Origin of the sequence: Streptomyces sp. GB4-14 (genome assembly GCF_022696125.1) — a bacterium.
Taxonomy (GTDB): domain Bacteria; phylum Actinomycetota; class Actinomycetes; order Streptomycetales; family Streptomycetaceae; genus Streptomyces; species Streptomyces werraensis.
The window spans coordinates 620,015-637,375 of record NZ_RZHO01000002.1 but is presented as its reverse complement, the minus strand read 5'-3'; the positions used below and the strand labels follow the sequence as shown (position 1 = coordinate 637,375).

Genomic DNA, 17,361 nt, shown 5'->3' with positions numbered 1-17,361 from the left:
CCGCGCACTCGCGGCCGCGCAGGCTGGGCGCGTGGGTCCTCCGGGGCGGGCACCCCGTCGGCCCGAGCCGCGCCCCCGCCCGTCGCCCGGGCAGGGCGCGCCGGGCTCCCGGCCAGGAACGCCGCCGCGGCTCCGGGCCGCGGCGGCGTTCCGCGGTGTCACGGGCGGCGCCCGCTCGTCGCCGTCGTCTCCTTGCGGCCGCCCGGGTCGGCCGGGGTTCGGCGGGACGGGACTCGGCCACGGGGACGGCCGCCCGTCCTCGCGTCCAGCTCGATCGCGAGGGGCGACGCGGTGAGGACGGAGGAGTACGTGCCGACGACCATCCCGATGAGCAGCGCCAGCGCGAAGTCCGTCAGGGAGTCACCGCCCAGCAGGGCCAGCGCGGCCAGGATGAAGATCACGCCGATGCCCGTGTTCACCGTCCGCGGGACCGTCTGCAGGATCGCCCGGTTGGTGACCTGCGCGAGCGGCGCCTTCGCGTCCTTGCGCCACAGTTCGCGGATGCGGTCGAAGACCACCACGGAGTCGTTCACCGAATAGCCGATGACGGTGAGCAGCGCCGCCAGGAACACGCCGTCGATCGGCTTGCCCAGCCAGGCGAAGATCCCGGTGAGGATCACCACGTCGTGCGCCAGCGCGGCCACCGCGCCCGCGCCGAACATCCACCGGAACCGCACGGCGAGATACAGCAGCTGGGCGAGGAGGGCGAGGCCGAGCGCGAGCAGCGCGTTGCGCCGCAGCTCGTCGCCGAGGCTCGGGCCGATCAGCTCGTCGCGGACCTTCTCCGCGCCGCCGCCGACCTCGGCGACGGTCTCGGCGACCTCCACCGCCTCCTCGTTGGTCAGCTCCTCGGTGCGCACGGTCAGGCCGTTGTCGCCGGAGGACTGCACGACGGCCTGCGGGAAACCGGCGTCGGCGAGCGCGGCACGGGCCCGGTCGGGGTCGACGGTCTGCTCCGTGGAGTACTCGATCAGCCGGCCGCCGGTGAACTCCACGCCGAAGTTCAGGCCCCGTACGACCGTGCCCGCGGCGGCGACGGCCAGGACGACCGCCGACACGGCAAGCCAGCGGCGGGGCCGCCGCATCAGCTGCGGGTCACGGCGGGTGAGGTAGGCGCGGACCCGGCCCACGGAGGCCAGGCCCGTGACTGCGGGACGCCGGTGCACCCAGCGGCGCGCCACCGCGAACTCGGCGAGCACCCGGGTGATGACCAGGGCGCTGATCATGGACGCCAGCACACCGATGCCGAGCGTGACGCCGAAGCCCTTCACCGGGCCGGACGCCAGCACGAACAGCAGCGCCGCCGCGATCAGCGTGGTCACGTTGGAGTCCGCGATCGCGCTGAACGCGCCCTTGAAACCGGCGGTCAGGGCCGAGCGGCCGCTGGGCCGGTTGCGCTTGGCGTACTCCTCCCGGGCGCGTTCGAAGACCAGCACGTTCGCGTCCACGGCCATGCCGATGGCCAGCACGAAACCGGCGAGGCCGGGCAGCGTCAGCGTCGCGCCGAGGGCGGCGAGACCGGCGTAGGAGATCAGGCCGTAGCAGAGCAGGGCCACGATGGCGAGGAGGCCCATGAGGCGGTAGACGACGATGACGAACAGCGCCGTGAGGGCGGTGCCGACGACGGCGGCCCAGGCGCTGGCGCGGATGGCCTCGGCGCCCAGCGTCGGACCGACGGTCCGCTGCTCCACCGTCTCCACCGGCACCGGGAGCGCGCCGCCGTGCACCAGCAGCGCGAGCTCCTTCGCCTCGTCGCTGGTGAAGGAGCCGGTGATCTGCGTGGACCCGCCGGTGATGCCCGCGCCGCACGCCACGGACGGGTCGACCTGCGGCGAGGAGATGATCTTGTTGTCGAGGACGATGGCGACGCGGCGCTGCGGGTCGCCCGCCGGGTGGCAGGCGGCCTCACCGGTCAGCCGGGCCCAGCCTTTTCCGTCCTCGAAGTCGACGGTGACGTGCCAGCCGGCTCCGCTCTGCGGGTCGAAGCGGGACTCGGCGCTCTTGACGTCCTGGCCGCTCAGCGCGGCCTCGCCGAGGTGCAGCCGCTCGCCGGACTCGTCGGGCAGCACCCGCTCACCCTGCGGCAGCTTCTTCGCGTCCCCCGTGCCGGGCCCCTTCACCGGGTGCACGGAGAGCTGCGCGGTGCGGCCCAGCACGTCGGCGGCCTTCCGCGGGTCCTGCACGCCCGGCAGCTCGACGATGATCCGCTGGTCGCCGGAGCGGACGATGGTCGGCTCGGCGACGCCGAGGGCGTCGATCCGGCCGCGCAGCACCTCCAGGGTGCGGTCGGTGGCCTCGGCGTCGGCCTTCAGGGTCTCGGTGGAACGGGTCTCCAGCACGATCTGGGTGCCGCCCCGCAGATCCAGTCCGAGACGGACCGGGACGGTGACGGCGACGAACACGGACACGGCGATCACGGCGAGCGCGAACAACGCCCTGACGCGGGCGGGACGTTTCACAGATGCCTCCAGCAAGGCACACGTGCCCGTCGGCGGGCACGCGGAAAGGGGGAAATGGACGGCTCAGGTGCTGGAGGCGGCGGGCGGCGCACGTCCCAGGTCCGCCGGGACGTGCGCGGCGGCGGGCGGCGCGTGACCGGCCGAGGGCGCGGGGCGCGCGGGCCGGGGCGGGACGCGCGGGGTGTGCGCGGGCGTGAACAGGAGGGGACCGGCGGCCGTGTCCTGTCTGCCGGTGTCCCGCTCCGGCCGGGCGAGCACCGTACGGGCGGCGACGTACGCCTCGTCGCTGTGCGGCTGCGTCCCGGAGGAGTACGTCGGCGTGCCGGGGGACGCCGGGACGTAGGCGGGCGGCGACGGGAACCGGGCGGGGGCGGCCGGGCCCGCCGCGACGGCCGACGCGGGAGCCGCGCCGGAGGTGAAACCAAGGGTCAGCAGCACGGCCGCGAACGCGGCCAGGACGGCCGCGGCGGCCCTCAGCGGAAGCCGGGCCGTACGGCCCGGGGCGCGGGTGGTCAAGGCTCCACGAGCCCCGCGCGGATGGCGTACCGGGTCAGCTCGAGCCGGTCCCGCAGCCCCAGCTTGTGCAGCAGGTTCTCCCGGTGCCTCTGCACCGTCTTGACGCTGATGAACAGCAGCTCCGCGATCTCCTTCGAGGAGTGCCCCTCGGCGACCAGCTTCAGCACCTCCTCCTCGCGCGGGGTGAGCAGCTGCTCGGGCGCCTCCTCGCCGTGCCGTACCCGGTCCAGGTAGTTGCGGATCAGGGCGGTCACCGCCCCCGGGTACAGGAACGGCTCGTCCCGCATGGCCGCCCGGCAGGCGGCGACCAGGTCACGGTCGGCGACGGACTTCAGGACGTAGCCGCCCGCCCCGGCCTTCAGCGCCTGGAACAGGTACTGCTCGTTGTCGTGCATCGTCAGCATCAGGATGCGCAGCCCCGGCCTCAGGGCGGTCAGCTCCCGCGCCGCCTGCAGACCGGTGAGCCGCGGCATGGCGATGTCGAGCACGGCGAGGTCCACGTCGTGGGTGCGGGCCATGGCGATCGCCTCGGCCCCGTCGCCGGCCTCCGCGACCACCTCCAGGTCCGGTTCCCGGTCGAGGATGAGGCGGACGCCGCGCCGCACCAGCGCGTGGTCGTCGGCGAGGAGGATGCGGATCTTCTCCGCGTGGCGGTCGGCGTGGATGTCCTGGTCGTTCATGACTGCTTCCTGACGGCCGGCACGGTCAGCCGGATGCGGGTACCGGTTCCTGTCGCGGAGACCTCGTCCGGGCTCCAGATGTCCAGCGTGGCCCCGATCAGCAGCGCCCGCTCACGCATTCCGCGAAGTCCCGCTCCCTCCCGGGCGGCGCCGATGCCGCGCCCGTCGTCGGCCACCTCCAGCACGACGGCGTCCTCGGCGGCGCGCAGGGTCACCTCCACCCGGCGGGCCTCGGCGTGCCGGGCCGCGTTGGTGAGGCCCTCCTGAGCCACCCGGTAGATCACCAGCTCCGCCTCCTGGTCCAGGGCGGGCAGGTCGGGGTCGAAGCGGCGCACCACACGCAGCCCGGTGTGCGTGGAGAACTCCGTCGCCAGCGACGTCACCGCGCTCACCAGACCGAGGTCGTCCAGCACGCCGGGGCGCAGCCTGCGCACCAGCCGCCGCACGTCGTCCAGGCTGCCCCGGGTGATCTCCTGGGCCTGCAGCAGCTCCTCGCGCAGCGGCTCCGACGCCTCGTCGGACGCCCGCTTCAGGGCCAGCAGGACGGCCGTCATGCTCTGCCCCACCTCGTCGTGCAACTCCTGGGCGATACGGCGCCGCTCACCCTCCTGGGCGAGGATCGCGCGGGCGCTGCTCGATGCGCGTTCCCCCTCCAGGCGCTCCAGCATCGCGTTGAAGGCGCTCACCAACCCGCCCACCTCGCCGCCGCCGCGCACGGGCAGCCGCTGCCCGGGGCGCAGCAGGTCGACGGTGGTCATCAGCCGGGTCACGCGGTCCAGCGGGGCGAGTCCGATGCGCAGCAGCGCCGCGTTGGCGACGAGCATCACGACGAGACCGCCGACGAGGATCACCGCCTCCGTCAGCAGCACCGGCACGGACACGGTCACCGGAGCCCACAGCAGCAGCGCCGTGGCGCTGCCGAGCACCACGGCGTTCAGACCGAAGATCCGCCAGTACAGGGACACGGAGGTCACGCCTTCCTCTTTCTCGTCTGCCTCTACTGTCGGTCACCGCGGCCCGTGATGCGGCAGCGACCCCCTGTCCCGGGCGGACACCGGCCAGCCTGCCCCGCCCGCCCCGGCCCGGTCGATGGGCCCCGCGCCCCATTTCCCGTCGGCCGGCGGACCCATGCCGCACGGGGTGGGTCCTCGGACCCCGGGGAGATGGGTCCCGCGCCCGATGGGAAGGCGGGCGGCCCCGGGCCATGGTGGAAGCGTCATCCCGTACGTCTCCCACGTCACCCATGTCTCCCAGGAGGAACACGTGTCGCTCGACCTGCCCCGCACCGACCCCCGCGCCGCGAACCTCGCCGCGGACGAGGTCCGCCGGCGTCTGGAGCACGCCCGAACGACCAGGCTCGCGCAACTCAAGGCGCTGGACGAAACGGGGGCCGCCCCGGGCGACCACCTGATGTCGAACCAGAAGGACGCCATCAAGCGGGTCCTGCGGGAGATCGACGAGGCCTTCGCACGCGTGGAGGACGGCAGCTACGGCACCTGCCTGGGCTGCTCGAAGCCGGTGCCGCCGGAGCGGCTGGAGATCCTGCCGCACACCCGGTACTGCGTCGGCTGCCAGCGCGCGGCCTGACCAACACCCCCGTCCGTCCGCCCCGCTCTGCCCGAGAGGTGCAGTGGTGACCCATCAGACCATCGGCGAGCACGACGAGATCCTCAGCGCCGAGGACCTCGCCGCGCTCCGTGAGAACCTGCACGAACAGCTGCTGTTCCGCCGGGAACAGCTGCGGCAGTTCGCCACGGCGAGCCGCGCCGACGACCGCCGCGTCCGCGAGGACGCCGCGCAGGTCGAGGTCGGCGTCAAGCTCGCCGCGTCGGCCCGCATGGTGCTCGCCGACGTCGAGGAGGCGCTGTCCCGGATGGACTCCGGTACGTACGGCGTCTGTCACCTCTGCCGTCGCCCGGTGGAACGCCACCGCCTGCTGATCGTCCCCCAGGCCCGCTACTGCGGGCGCTGCCAGCAGGTGCGCGAGGCCGGCCGGTGACCGTGATCCGGCACCCCCGGCCGGCTTCCCTGCGGTACCGGCACCGGACGCTGTGCAGGCGCTGCCCAGGTCTCGCCCTAGAACTGGGCAGCGCCCGCACCCGCGCGTTCGTCGCCGGACGGGGCATGGTCCTGGACGTGCCCACCGTGACGTTCCCCGGCTCGGGCGCCGTCCACCCCGTCCAGCGCGGCACCATCGTCGACGCCCCAGGCACCGCCCGCATGCTGGAGCGGCTGCTCGGCCACCGTCTGCCGAGGATCGGCCGCCCGCTGGTCGTCGTCACCTCCCCGGTGCTCGGCGGTCCCGCGTTCCGCGCCGCGGCCCGTACGGCCGTGGAGGTGCTCCGTCCGCGCGCCGTCCTGACGGTCCCCGGCGCGCGGGCGGTCGCGCTGGCCGCCGGCGCCGACCACGTCCGGCCGCTGCTGGTGGTCGACGTCGGCGCGCACCTCACCGAGGTGGTGCTCCTCGCCGACGGCGCGGTCACCGACGCCCGGCGCACCGCTCTGGGCACCGCCGACCTGTCCGACGGCACACCGCCCGAGCTGATCACCGAGGCGGTGATCGGCATGGTGACGGAGATGCTGCGGCAGGACCGCACCTCCCTCACCCGCACGGCGCTGCGCCGCGGCGTGCTGCTGGCCGGCGGGGGAGCGCTGCGTCCCGACATCACCGGCGGACTGCCGGGCGGACTCAACTGCGCGGTGCGGCCCGTGCCGTCCCCGCACACCGCCGCCGTCCGCGGCGCGGCGGGACTGCTGATCGCCGCGCACCGGCACCCGTCCGCCGACGGCGTGCTCTGAGCGACCTGTCACCGGCCGGCCTGTGTCCGGCCGCCCGGCCTGTTCCTGGCCGGCCGGTCTGTGTCCCGGCCGGCACACCTCCGCCTGCGACCGCTACCGGAAGGAGACGTGACGTGGCGGGCACCGTACCCGCGCCGCAGCCGCCCCCCGGACCGCCGCCGCGCCCCCTGTTCTGGCCCTGGCGTCCCAACCCGCTGCGCCGCCGCACCGACACCGCGCGGGCCTGGCTGGGGCTCGGCGTGCTGCTCGCCGTCCTGGCCGTGGCGCCCTTGGCCGGTGCCCTGGTGGGCGACGCCGCCCACCGCCACTACCAGGACGTCGCACGTCACCAGCAGCAGACGCGCCACCTCACCGACGCGACCCTCCTCCACGACGCGCCCCGGCACCCGGAGCCGGGCTCGGACGAGGAGAAGAAGACGCGCTACCCGGTCGAGGTCCGGGTCGTCACCCGCGAGGGACGGACCCGCACCACCCGCGCGGAGGTCCCGCCCGGCCTGACCGCCGACAGCGTCGTCGGCGTCTGGATCGACTCCGACGGCGAGGCGACCGACGCGCCCCTGACCGGCAAGGAGGTCCGCAGCCGCGCCGCCGGCTGGGCACTCCTCGCCGCGATCGGCGTCGCTCTCGCGGGGGCCGCCGTGCACGCCGTCACGGGTTTCGTGCTGCACCGCCGCAACCTCGCCCGCTGGGCCGCCGCTTGGGCGGAGACGGCTCCGCGCTGGACGACTCCGACGTGATACGAAACTTTCGTCTGCGTTTGATCGATCTTCGATGAGACGGCAAGCGACCTGTCATTGCATCGCAGCTCAACAATCTTGATGCGTCTGCTGAGCTGCTGGAACAGTGAAGTCTCGCAATTTTCGATCACGCGAACTTTTCGAAACTATCACCGAAACTGTTGACGCTTGACGCGCTCAGACCAACACTGTCACGGCATCGACCTCCCCGACGAGCCGTAACAGGAGGCGTCACCCATGCTTGTGTCCGCACCCCCCGGCGGCCGCAGACGCGGCCGACTGATCATGAGCGTGAAGAGCGTCTGGACGATCGCTCTCGCCGCGCTCACCGCCCTGCTCCTCACCGCCGGCACCGCGACCGCCGCCCCCGTCATCTCCACCAACCAGACCGGCACCAACAACGGCTGGTGGTACTCCTTCTGGACCGACTCCCAGGGCACGGTCTCCATGGACCTGGGCTCCGGCGGCAGTTACAGCACCCAGTGGCGGAACACCGGCAACTTCGTGGCCGGCAAGGGCTGGAGCACCGGCGGCCGCAAGACCGTCAACTACTCCGGCAGCTTCAACCCGTCCGGCAACGCGTACCTCACGCTGTACGGCTGGACCACCAGCCCCCTGATCGAGTACTACATCGTCGACAACTGGGGCACGTACCGGCCCACGGGTGAGTACAAGGGCACGGTCACCACCGACGGCGGCACGTACGACATCTACAAGACCACCCGGTACAACGCCCCCTCCATCGAAGGCACCCGCACCTTCGACCAGTACTGGAGCGTGCGGCAGCAGAAGCGCACCGGCGGCACCATCACCAGCGGCAACCACTTCGACGCCTGGGCCGGCAAGGGCATGAACCTGGGCAACCACAACTACATGATCATGGCCACCGAGGGCTACCAGAGCAGCGGCAGCTCCAACATCACCGTGAGCGAGGGTTCCGGCGGTGGCGGCGGTGGCGGCGGTGGTGGAGGCGGTGGCGGCGGCAACGGCGGCTGCACCGCGACCCTGTCGGCCGGCCAGCAGTGGGGCGACCGTTACAACCTCAACGTCTCCGTGAGCGGCTCGAGCAACTGGACCGTGACCATGCGGGTCCCGTCCCCCGCCAAGGTCTCCGCCACCTGGAACGTGAGCGCTTCCTACCCCGACGGGCAGACCCTCGTCGCGCGGCCCAACGGCAGCGGCAACAACTGGGGCGCGACGATCCAGACCAACGGCAACTGGAACTGGCCCACGGTTTCCTGCAGCGCAGGCTGACACCCCCCTACGAGGAGGACCCCCACACATGAGCACCGGAAAGCGCCGGACCGGCACCCGGCACCTGGTCCCGGGCGTGGTCGCCGCCGCACTGACCGTGGCCGCGACCCTGACCACGGGCGTCGGCGCCGCCCCCGCCGAGGCGGCCGCCTGCAACGGCTACGTCGCCCTCACCTTCGACGACGGCCCGTCGACCGGCAGCACCATGAACCTGCTCAACGCGCTGAAGCAGAACGGCCTGCGGGCCACCATGTTCAACACGGGCCAGAACGCCGCCGCCAACCCCTCGCTGGTCAAGGCCCAGGTGGACGCGGGGATGTGGGTCGCCAACCACAGCTACACCCACCCGCACATGACCCAGCTGAGCCAGGCCCAGATGGAGTCGGAGATCTCCCGCACCCAGCAGGCGATCGCGAGCGCCGGGGGCGGCACACCCAAGCTGTTCCGCCCGCCCTACGGCGAGACCAACTCCACCCTGCGCTCGGTGGAGGCCAAGTACGGTCTGACCGAGGTCATCTGGGACGTCGACTCGCAGGACTGGAACAACGCGAGCACCGACGCCATCGTGCAGGCCGCCTCCCGGCTGAACGCCGGACAGGTCATGCTGATGCACGACTGGCCGGCGAACACCATCGCCGCCGTCCCGCGCATCGCGCAGAACCTCGCCTCGCGCGGGCTGTGCGCCGGCATGATCTCCCCGCAGACCGGCCGCGCGGTGGCCCCCGACGGCTCCGGCGGCGGGGGCGGCGGAGGCGGCGGCAACGGTTCCTGCACCGCCACCCTGTCCGCGGGCAGCAGCTGGGGCGACCGGTACAACCTCAACGTCGCGGTGAACGGCTCCGACAACTGGACCGTGACGATGAACGTGCCGTCCCCGGCGAAGGTGCTGAGCACCTGGAACGTCAGCGCCTCCTACCCCAACAGCCAGACGCTCGTCGCCAGGCCGAACGGGAGCGGGAACAACTGGGGGGTGACGATCCAGACCAACGGCAACCGGAACTGGCCCACGGTCTCCTGCAGCACGAGCTGAGCACCTCGGGCGAGCCGCGCCGGCCCTCCCGGCGCGGCTCGCCGCCCTCACGTCAGATGCTCGCCGAACCACCCGGCGGCCAGCTCCGCGACCCGCTCCAGCGCGCCCGGCTCGCCGAACAGGTGCGTGGCGCCGGGCACCACGTCCAGCCGGTGCGGCGCGGACAGCCGCCGCGCGGCCTCATGGTTGAGGTCCAGCACCTGCTTGTCCGCACCGCCCACCACCAGCAGCACCGGGCACGCCACCAAGGGCAGCGCGTCACCCGCCAGGTCGGGGCGTCCGCCCCGCGAGACGACCGCCGACACCCGCCGCGGCCGCTCCGTCGCCGCGACCAGGGCCGCCGCCGCTCCCGTACTGGCCCCGAACAGGCCCACCGACAGGTCCACCGCGTCCGTCCGGTCCTCCAGCCAGTCCACGGCGTGCGCCAGGCGGCCCGCCAGCAGACCGATGTCGAAGCGGTGCCGGCCCGTCGCCGCGTCCTCGTCCTCCTCCGCCGCGGTCAGCAGGTCCAGCAGCAGCGTGCCGAACCCCGCCCTGCGCAGCACTCCGGCGACGGCCCGGTTGCGCGGGCTGAGCCGCGAACTGCCGCTGCCGTGCGCGAACAGCACCACACCGCGCGCCCCCACGGGGATCTCCAGATCACCGCGCAGGGCCGCGGCTCCCGACGGAACCGTCACCGACGCGCTCACCATGCCCGGCCACCTCCTCCGGCCACTGAGGTCCGGCCCACCGGGTACCCGTGCGGGACGGGTCGAGACGACAGCGGTTTGCCGGCCGCCACGGGGTTACCCGGTCCGGGACACGAGGTGAAGGAGGTGCGTGGACGTGCCCGACAGCCGTACCGGCTCCTCGCCCCACGAGCCTCGCGCCGGCTCCGGCGGCCGCGAGCCGGTCCCCCGTGCCCGCTCGGGGATGGTCGGCCGCAGGTACCCGCGGACCGGCACCGAGCCGGTCACCGCGCGCAGCCCGCTCGGGCTGCGGCTGCTGCTGGCCTCCGTCTTCCTGCCCCTCTTCGTCGCGGGCACCGTGCTGTTCGCCGTGTGGGCGGCGGGTTCCGACGAGGGGGACAGCCCCGGCAGCGGTCCGCTGACGCTCCTCGCCGTGGTCTGCGGTGTGCTCGCCCTGACGGCCGCGCTGGACCTGGCTGTCGTGGTGCGCCGCCTGCGCCGGGAGCGCGGCTCCGCGCAGTGACTCGCGATTCGCCCACCGGACCCTGCCCGTCGTGTCGAGGCCCGGCGCGGTGAAGGGCGTCAGGGCTCCAGCGGAGCCGTACTCTGCCGCACCACCAGATGTGTGGCCAACTCGATCCGCTGGGCCGAGGCGCCCGGGTCGTCCGGGCGCAGCAGCATGCGGGAGGCCTCCTCGGCCATGTGCCGCAGCGGCTGGTGGACGGTGGTGAGCGGAGGGCTGGACCACTGCGCGAGCGGTACGTCGTCGTAACCGACCACCGACAGGTCCTCCGGCACCCGGAGCCCCTTGACGCGGGCCGCCTCCAGCACGCCCAAGGCCTGCAGGTCGCTGCCGGCGAAGATCGCCGTGGGCCGGTCGGGGCCCTCCAGCAGCTCCATGGCCTGCTCGAAACCGCCCTGGACGTGGAAGTCGCCGAAGCGCGTCAGCCGCGGGTCCGCCTCCAGGCCCGCCATCGCCATGGCCGAGCGGTAGCCGTCGAGGCGCGCCAGCGAGCACAGCATGTCGCCCGGGCCGGTGATGATGGCGATGCGCCGGTGGCCGCGCTCGGTGAGGTGGCGGGTGGCGGCGAGGCCGCCGGCCCAGTTGGCGGAGCCGACCGAGGGCACGTCCGGGTCGGGGTCGCCTGCCGGGTCGATGACGACGAACGGGATGGCGGCCGCCCGCAGTTGGCGCTTGATGTCCTGCGGCAGGCTGGAGAAGACCAGCACCACGCCCAGCGGCCGGCGCTGCAGCACGCCCGGCAGCCAGTCCGGGTCGGGGGTGTGCCGGGTGCCGCTCTCGGTGAGCACGACCGTCGCGCGATTTTCCTTTGCGACGTTCTCCACGCCCCGTATCAGCTCCATCGCCCACACGCTCTCCAGCTCGTGGAACACGATCTCGATGAGCGGATAGCGGGTGGCGGGCTGCACCCGTCGCCGGTAGCCGTGCAGGTCGAGCAGCCTCTCCACCTTCGCACGCGTCGCGCGTGAGACATCCGAACGGCCGTTGAGCACCTTCGAAACTGTCGGCATCGAAACCCCGGCCTCTTTCGCTACCGCAGCCAGGGTGACACGCCCGGTCGCCTCGTCGTCTTCACGCATACCCGCAGGATAGAGCACCGCGTGTCGATAACGTTTCGGGCGAGTTGCGACCCGACCGTTGACCCCAACTCCCGTCTGACCTACTGTCCCTCGGCATGGACTTTCGGCGATGATGCCGAAACTTTCGAAAGGCGAACGATGAAGACACGTGCGCGCTTGCCCAGACTGATCGCCACCGGTGCGACACTGGCCCTGGCCCTGAGCCTGTCCGCCTGCGGTGACGGCAACGGCGGGGCGTCGGCGGACGACGGCAAGATCCATATCCTTGTCTACGGGGACGCCACCAACAAGATCGAGAAGCAGGTCGTCGACAAGTTCAACGAGACGTCCGACGTCAAGGCGGTCCTCGACACCATCCCCGGTGCCGACTACCAGAAGAAGCTTCAGACGATCATCAGCACCCCGCAGGCCCCGGACGTCTTCTTCAACTGGGGCGGCGGCAGCATCAAGCCCTTCGTCAAGGCGGACCTGCTGCTCCCGCTGGACGACTTCATCAAGAAGAACCCGGAGCTGGAGAGCAAGTTCCTCCCGTCCGTCTTCAACAACGCCGTGGTCGACGGCAAGCCGTACGGCATCCCCATGCGCGGCACGCAGCCGGTGCTGCTGTTCCACAACAAGAACGTCCTCAAGAAGGCGGGCGTCCAGCCGCCGAAGACCTGGGACGACCTGCTCGACGCCGTCGAGAAGCTGAAGGACGAGGGCGTCACCCCGATCGCGCTCGGCGGCGGCGACGTCTGGCCCACCCAGATGTGGTTCCAGTACCTCTACGACCGCATAGCCGGCCCGGAGCTCTTCGCGAAGGCCCTCGAAGGCGACAAGAGCGCCTGGGAGGCCCCGGAGAGCAAGAAGGCCCTGAAGATGATCAGGGAGCTGGTCGACGCCGGCGCCTTCGGCAAGAACTACGACTCCGTCAAGTACACCAACGGCGGCTCGGTCGCGCTGGTCGCCCAGGGCAAGGCCGGCTTCGAGCTGATGGGCTCCTGGTACTACTCCCAGCAGCTCACCGACCACCCGGACTTCGCGGAGAAGGGCCTCGGCTACTCCGCCTTCCCGGCCGTCGCGGGCGGCAAGGGCGACCCGAAGAACGTCGCCGGCAACACCAACAACTACTACTCGGTGCTGAAGAAGACCAAGCACCCCGAGGCCGTCGCCAAGTTCCTCGAGCTCATGTACTCCGACGAGTTCGTCAAGGCGCAGCTCGACGTCGGCAACCTCACCACCACGACCAACACCGACGAGTTCATCGAGACGTCCGCGACGCCCGAGTACTCCCGCTTCCAGTACGACCTGGTGGCAGACGCCCCGTCGTTCCAGCTCTCCTGGGACCAGGCGTACCCGCAGTCGGCGGCCTCGGACATGCACAAGGCCATCCAGCAGTTCTTCAACGGACAGCTCGACGCGGACGGCTTCATCAAGGCCATGCAGGCCCTCCCGACCGAGTGACGAACGGCTCATGACCACAAAGATCACGAGCGCCCCGCCCGCCGCCGGGCTCCGCAAGGAGTCCCGGCGGCGGCCGGCCGCCTCCCCCTCCATATCCACGGTGGGCCGCCCCGGCTTCGCCTGGGCGCTGCCCGCCGCCGTGTTCTTCACGCTCTTCGCCATCGTCCCGCTCGTGATGGTCGCGGTGCTGTCCTTCATGAGCTGGAACGGTCTCGGCTCGCCCCAGTGGGTCGGCACCGACAACTGGTCGCGCCTGTGGGACGACCCGGTGATGCTGAAGAGCGTCTGGCTCACCCTGCTGCTGACCGTGCTCGGCGTGGTCATCCAGACCCCGCTGAGCATCCTGCTCGGCGTCTGGGCGGCCGGCTACCAGCGCAACCGCGCGGTGCTGTCCGTCATCTACTTCATCCCGCTGCTGCTGTCCGCCACCGCCGTCTCCGTGCTGTGGCGCGCGCTGCTCGACCCGAACTTCGGCATACCGGCCGACGCCTCCTGGCTGTTCGGCGACGGCAACCTGTTCGGCGAACAGACCACCGCCATCGGCGTACTGGCGTTCGTCAGCACCTGGCAGTTCACGCCGTTCCACACGCTGATCTACCAGGGCGCCGCCCGCTCCATCCCGCAGGTCCTCTACCAGGCCGCGGAGATCGACGGCGCGGGCCGCTACCGGCAGTTCTTCCACATCACGCTGCCGCAGCTCCGCAACTCGATGATCACGTCGATGATCCTGATGATCGTCGGTGGCCTCACCACCTTCGAGACCGTCCTCATCCTCACCCAGGGCGGCCCCGGCACCGACACCACCATCAGCGCCTACTACATGTACGACAAGGCCTTCAAGGGCTTCGACTTCGGCGCCGGCTCCGCCATCGCCCTCGCCCTGGTCGTCGCCGCCACCGTCATCTCCCTGGTCGTGGTGAAGGTCTCCGGCTACGACAAGATGCGCAGCTCCATGGAAGGTGTGTCATGAGGCGCCGCCCCAACTACCTGGCCGGCGCCGGGTCGATGGTCTGGCTGTTCCTGGTCGGCCTGCCGCTGTACGTGATGCTCGCGGCGACCCTGCGCACCCGGCAGGACTACGCCCAGAACGGCCCGGTGTCGTTCCCGGACACCTTCACCCTGGACAACTTCACCGGCGCCTTCGACTCGGGCTTCGGCCGGTACTTCCTCAACACGCTCGTCGTCACCGCCTGCGTGATCGGCATCGTGCTGCTGCTGGTCCCGCCGCTCGCCTACGCCATCGTGCGCAGCCGGGGCAGGACCACGTCGGCGATCTTCCGGCTGTTCCTGCTCGGCCTGGCGATCCCCGCCCAGGCCGTCATCGTGCCGATGTTCTACCTGATCAGCGAAGCCGGGCTGTACGACAACCTGCTCGGCGTCATCCTGCCCACGGCCGCGTTCTGCCTGCCGATGTCCGCGCTCATCCTCAGCGGCGCCATGCGCGACATCTCCCCGGAGCTGTACGAGGCCATGGCCATGGACGGCGCCACCCCGCGCCGGATGTTCTTCCAGCTCGTGCTGCCGCTGTCCCGGGGCGGACTGTCCACCATCGTGGTCTTCTCCGCGCTCCAGGCATGGAACGGCTTCCTGTTCCCGCTCGTACTGACCCAGTCCGACGCCACCAAGGTCGTCACCCTGGGCCTGTACGACTTCCAGACCGAACACGGCATCGACATCCCCGGGCTGCTGGGAGCCGTGGTGCTGTCCATGGTGCCCATCCTGCTCGTCTACCTGTTCGCCCGTCGCGCCCTGGTCCAGGGTCTGATGGGCGTCGGAGGAAAGTGACCGCGAACGTGGCCGTAGAGACCACCCCCGAAATCCCCCTCTGGAACGACCCCTCCCACCCCGTCTCCGCCCGGGTCGACGCACTGATCGGCGCCATGACCCTCCAGGAGAAGATCGCCCAGCTGTACGGCGTGTGGGTCGGCGCCTCCGCCGACGGCGGCGAGGTCGCCCCGCACCAGCACGACATGGAGGAGGCCGTCGAGCTCGACGAGCTCCTGCCGTCCGGCCTGGGCCAGCTCACCCGCCCCTTCGGCACCGCCCCCGTGGACCCGGCGCTCGGCGCGCTGTCCCTGCTGCGCACCCAGACCCGCATCACCTCCGCGAACCGCTTCGGCATCCCCGCCGTCGCGCACGAGGAGTGCCTGGCCGGCTTCGCCGCCTGGGGTGCCACCGCCTATCCCGTCCCGCTGTCCTGGGGCGCCACCTTCGACCCGGACGTGATCCGCAGGATGGCCGCCGCCATCGGCCGCGACATGCGGTCCGTCGGCGTCCACCAGGGCCTCGCGCCCGTCCTGGACGTGGTGCGCGACGCCCGCTGGGGCCGTGTCGAGGAGACCATCGGCGAGGACCCGTACCTCGTCGGCACCATCGGCACCGCCTACGTCCAGGGCCTGGAGTCCGCCGGGATCGTCGCCACCCTCAAGCACTTCGTCGGCTACTCGGCCTCCCGCGCCGGACGCAACCTCGCCCCCTCGTCCGTGGGGCCGCGTGAACGCGCCGACGTGCTGCTGCCGCCGTTCGAGATGGCCGTCCACGAGGGCGGCGCGCGCTCCGTCATGCACGCCTACACCGACATCGACGGCGTGCCCTCCGCGGCGGACGAAAGCCTGCTCACCGGGCTGCTCCGCGACACGTGGGGCTTCGACGGCACGGTCGTCGCCGACTACTTCGGCATCGCGTTCCTCAAGACGCTGCACGGCGTCGCGGGCGACTTCGCCGACGCGGCCGGGGCCGCGCTGAAGGCGGGCGTCGACATCGAACTGCCGACGGTCAAGACGTTCGGCGCCCCGCTCCTGGAGGCCGTCGCCGAGGGCCGGGTGCCGGAGTCCCTGATCGACCGCGCCCTGCGCCGCGTCCTCACCCAGAAGGCGGAGCTGGGCCTGCTCGACCGTGACTGGAGCCCGGTGCCGCCCGTGTTCGACGGCGCCGACCTGGACGACCCCGACGCCCTGCGCGGCAAGGTCGACCTCGACGGACCCGAGAACCGCGACCTGGCCCGCGAGATCGCCGAGAAGGCGGTCGTCCTGCTCAGCAACGACGGCACCCTGCCGCTGGACCGGCCCCGCCGGATCGCGCTCGTCGGCCCCAACGCCACCGAGCCGTCGGCCGTCCTGGGCTGCTACTCCTTCCCGCAGCACGTGGGAGTGAAGTACCCGGACATCCCCGTCGGCATCGAACTGCCCGACCTGCGCGAGAGCCTGACCGCCGAGTTCCCCGACGCCGAGATCACCGTCGTCCGCGGCACCGGAGTCGACGACGGCGACCTCTCCGGCATCGCGGAGGCCGTGGACACCGCGCGTGACGCCGACATCGTCGTCGTGGCGCTCGGTGACCGCGCCGGCCTGTTCGGCCGCGGCACCAGCGGCGAGGGCTGCGACGCGGAGTCCCTGTCGCTGCCGGGCGCCCAGCAGCAACTGCTGGACGCGCTGCTGGACTCCGGCACCCCGGTGGTGACGGTCCTGCTCGCGGGCCGCCCCTACGCGCTGGGCCGCGCGGTGTCGGAAGCGGCGGCGATCGTGCAGTCGTTCTTCCCGGGCGTCGCGGGCACCCGCGCCATCGCCGGCGTGCTCAGCGGCCGTACGGCCCCCTCCGGCCGCCTCCCGGTCAGCGTCCCGCGCACCCCCGGCTCCCAGCCGACCACGTACCTCGGCGCCCGGCTCGCCCAGGCCAGCGAGGTGTCCAACCTCGACCCGACGCCGGCGTTCGGCTTCGGACACGGCCTCACGTACACCACGTTCGCGTGGAGCGACCTGACCGTGGACGCCGAAGAGGCGGCGACGGACGGGGAGTTCACCGCGTCCCTCACCGTGCGCAACGCGGGGGAGAGGGCCGGCACGGAGGTCGTCCAGCTCTACCTGCACGACCCGGTCGCCTCCGTGGTCCAGCCGGTCCAGCGCCTGGTCGGCTACGCCCGCCTGAACCTGGAGCCGGGCGAGGAGCGCAGGGTGCGGGTCACGGTCCCGGCGGACGTGGCGTCCTTCACCGGCCGCGACGGCCGCCGGATCGTCGAACCGGGCGAGCTGGAACTGCGCCTGGCGGCGTCCAGCACGGACACCCGCCTGACGGCCACGGTCACCCTGACGGGGCCGGTGAGGGAGGTGGACCACACGCGGCGGTTCCACGCGGAGTTCTCGGTGGAGTAGCCGCACAGTGCGGGGGAGAGGGCGG

At 72.1% G+C, this 17,361-nt stretch carries 17 protein-coding genes; 11 read left to right on the top strand and 6 right to left on the bottom strand.

Translation table 11 applies throughout. The features are described from left to right. Positions 1 to 158 precede the first annotated feature (158 nt). From secD to ELQ39_RS04110, 4 genes are all read right to left on the bottom strand, one after another. Entirely contained in the window at positions 159 to 2,459 is a 2,301-nt protein-coding gene (secD, locus tag ELQ39_RS04125; protein ID WP_242591038.1) for a protein translocase subunit SecD, read from the bottom strand. A gap of 63 nt (positions 2,460 to 2,522) precedes the next feature. Next, entirely contained in the window at positions 2,523 to 2,975 is a 453-nt protein-coding gene (locus ELQ39_RS04120) for a hypothetical protein (protein ID WP_242591037.1), read from the bottom strand. Next, positions 2,972 to 3,655 carry a response regulator gene (locus tag ELQ39_RS04115; RefSeq protein WP_190001782.1) on the bottom strand — a complete coding sequence of 228 codons (684 nt, stop codon included), beginning with the start codon at positions 3,653 to 3,655 and terminating at the stop codon, positions 2,972 to 2,974. The genes ELQ39_RS04120 and ELQ39_RS04115 overlap by 4 nt, the downstream gene beginning before the upstream one ends. Continuing rightward, complete coding sequence (locus tag ELQ39_RS04110) at positions 3,652 to 4,629, bottom strand: HAMP domain-containing sensor histidine kinase (RefSeq protein ID WP_242591036.1); 978 nt, start codon at positions 4,627 to 4,629, stop codon at positions 3,652 to 3,654. The genes ELQ39_RS04115 and ELQ39_RS04110 overlap by 4 nt, the downstream gene beginning before the upstream one ends. A 289-nt stretch (positions 4,630 to 4,918) precedes the next feature. Here ELQ39_RS04110 and ELQ39_RS04105 point away from each other — a divergent pair, with 289 nt between their 5' ends. The 6 genes from ELQ39_RS04105 (at position 4,919) to ELQ39_RS04080 (ending at position 9,475) form a co-directional block, all read left to right on the top strand. Then, entirely contained in the window at positions 4,919 to 5,242 is a 324-nt protein-coding gene (locus tag ELQ39_RS04105; RefSeq protein ID WP_190001784.1) for a TraR/DksA C4-type zinc finger protein, read from the top strand. Positions 5,243 to 5,285: 43 nt separating this feature from the next. Then, positions 5,286 to 5,654, top strand: a complete 369-nt coding sequence (locus ELQ39_RS04100) for a TraR/DksA family transcriptional regulator (RefSeq protein ID WP_225628329.1) — start codon at positions 5,286 to 5,288, stop codon at positions 5,652 to 5,654. Next, the gene (locus ELQ39_RS04095) at positions 5,651 to 6,454 is read left to right on the top strand and encodes a rod shape-determining protein (protein ID WP_242591035.1); all 804 of its coding nucleotides are present in this window, start codon (positions 5,651 to 5,653) and stop codon (positions 6,452 to 6,454) included. Before ELQ39_RS04100 ends, ELQ39_RS04095 begins: the two co-directional genes overlap by 4 nt. 113 nt (positions 6,455 to 6,567) lie before the next feature. After that, the gene (locus ELQ39_RS04090; RefSeq protein WP_190001787.1) at positions 6,568 to 7,191 is read left to right on the top strand and encodes an Rv1733c family protein; all 624 of its coding nucleotides are present in this window, start codon (positions 6,568 to 6,570) and stop codon (positions 7,189 to 7,191) included. Between the two features lie 237 nt (positions 7,192 to 7,428). Continuing rightward, positions 7,429 to 8,445, top strand: coding sequence for a glycoside hydrolase family 11 protein (locus ELQ39_RS04085; protein WP_242591034.1), 1,017 nt, complete (start codon positions 7,429 to 7,431; stop codon positions 8,443 to 8,445). Positions 8,446 to 8,473: 28 nt separating this feature from the next. Continuing rightward, positions 8,474 to 9,475, top strand: a complete 1,002-nt coding sequence (locus ELQ39_RS04080) for a polysaccharide deacetylase family protein (protein ID WP_242591033.1) — start codon at positions 8,474 to 8,476, stop codon at positions 9,473 to 9,475. A gap of 47 nt (positions 9,476 to 9,522) precedes the next feature. Here ELQ39_RS04080 and ELQ39_RS04075 read toward each other — a convergent pair whose 3' ends face one another. Continuing rightward, positions 9,523 to 10,167 carry a dienelactone hydrolase family protein gene (locus ELQ39_RS04075; protein WP_242591032.1) on the bottom strand — a complete coding sequence of 215 codons (645 nt, stop codon included), beginning with the start codon at positions 10,165 to 10,167 and terminating at the stop codon, positions 9,523 to 9,525. Between the two features lie 133 nt (positions 10,168 to 10,300). On the opposite strand from ELQ39_RS04075, the gene ELQ39_RS04070 reads away from it, so the two are divergent. Further along, complete coding sequence (locus ELQ39_RS04070) at positions 10,301 to 10,666, top strand: DUF6343 family protein (RefSeq protein WP_399699874.1); 366 nt, start codon at positions 10,301 to 10,303, stop codon at positions 10,664 to 10,666. Between the two features lie 59 nt (positions 10,667 to 10,725). On the opposite strand, the gene ELQ39_RS04065 is transcribed toward ELQ39_RS04070, so the two are convergent. Then, entirely contained in the window at positions 10,726 to 11,745 is a 1,020-nt protein-coding gene (locus ELQ39_RS04065; RefSeq protein ID WP_242591031.1) for a LacI family DNA-binding transcriptional regulator, read from the bottom strand. Between the two features lie 138 nt (positions 11,746 to 11,883). On the opposite strand from ELQ39_RS04065, the gene ELQ39_RS04060 reads away from it, so the two are divergent. Genes ELQ39_RS04060 through ELQ39_RS04045 form a run of 4 tightly spaced genes read left to right on the top strand, consistent with a single transcriptional unit; the run spans position 11,884 to position 17,336 of the window. Beyond that, complete coding sequence (locus tag ELQ39_RS04060) at positions 11,884 to 13,188, top strand: extracellular solute-binding protein (RefSeq protein WP_190001791.1); 1,305 nt, start codon at positions 11,884 to 11,886, stop codon at positions 13,186 to 13,188. 10 nt (positions 13,189 to 13,198) lie between these two features. After that, positions 13,199 to 14,158, top strand: coding sequence for a carbohydrate ABC transporter permease (locus ELQ39_RS04055; RefSeq protein ID WP_225628337.1), 960 nt, complete (start codon positions 13,199 to 13,201; stop codon positions 14,156 to 14,158). Continuing rightward, entirely contained in the window at positions 14,155 to 14,973 is an 819-nt protein-coding gene (locus ELQ39_RS04050; RefSeq protein ID WP_190001793.1) for a carbohydrate ABC transporter permease, read from the top strand. The genes ELQ39_RS04055 and ELQ39_RS04050 overlap by 4 nt, the downstream gene beginning before the upstream one ends. Next, a complete protein-coding gene (locus ELQ39_RS04045) occupies positions 14,970 to 17,336 on the top strand; it encodes a glycoside hydrolase family 3 N-terminal domain-containing protein (RefSeq protein ID WP_242591030.1) in 2,367 nt (788 codons plus the stop codon). Before ELQ39_RS04050 ends, ELQ39_RS04045 begins: the two co-directional genes overlap by 4 nt. Positions 17,337 to 17,361 lie beyond the last annotated feature (25 nt).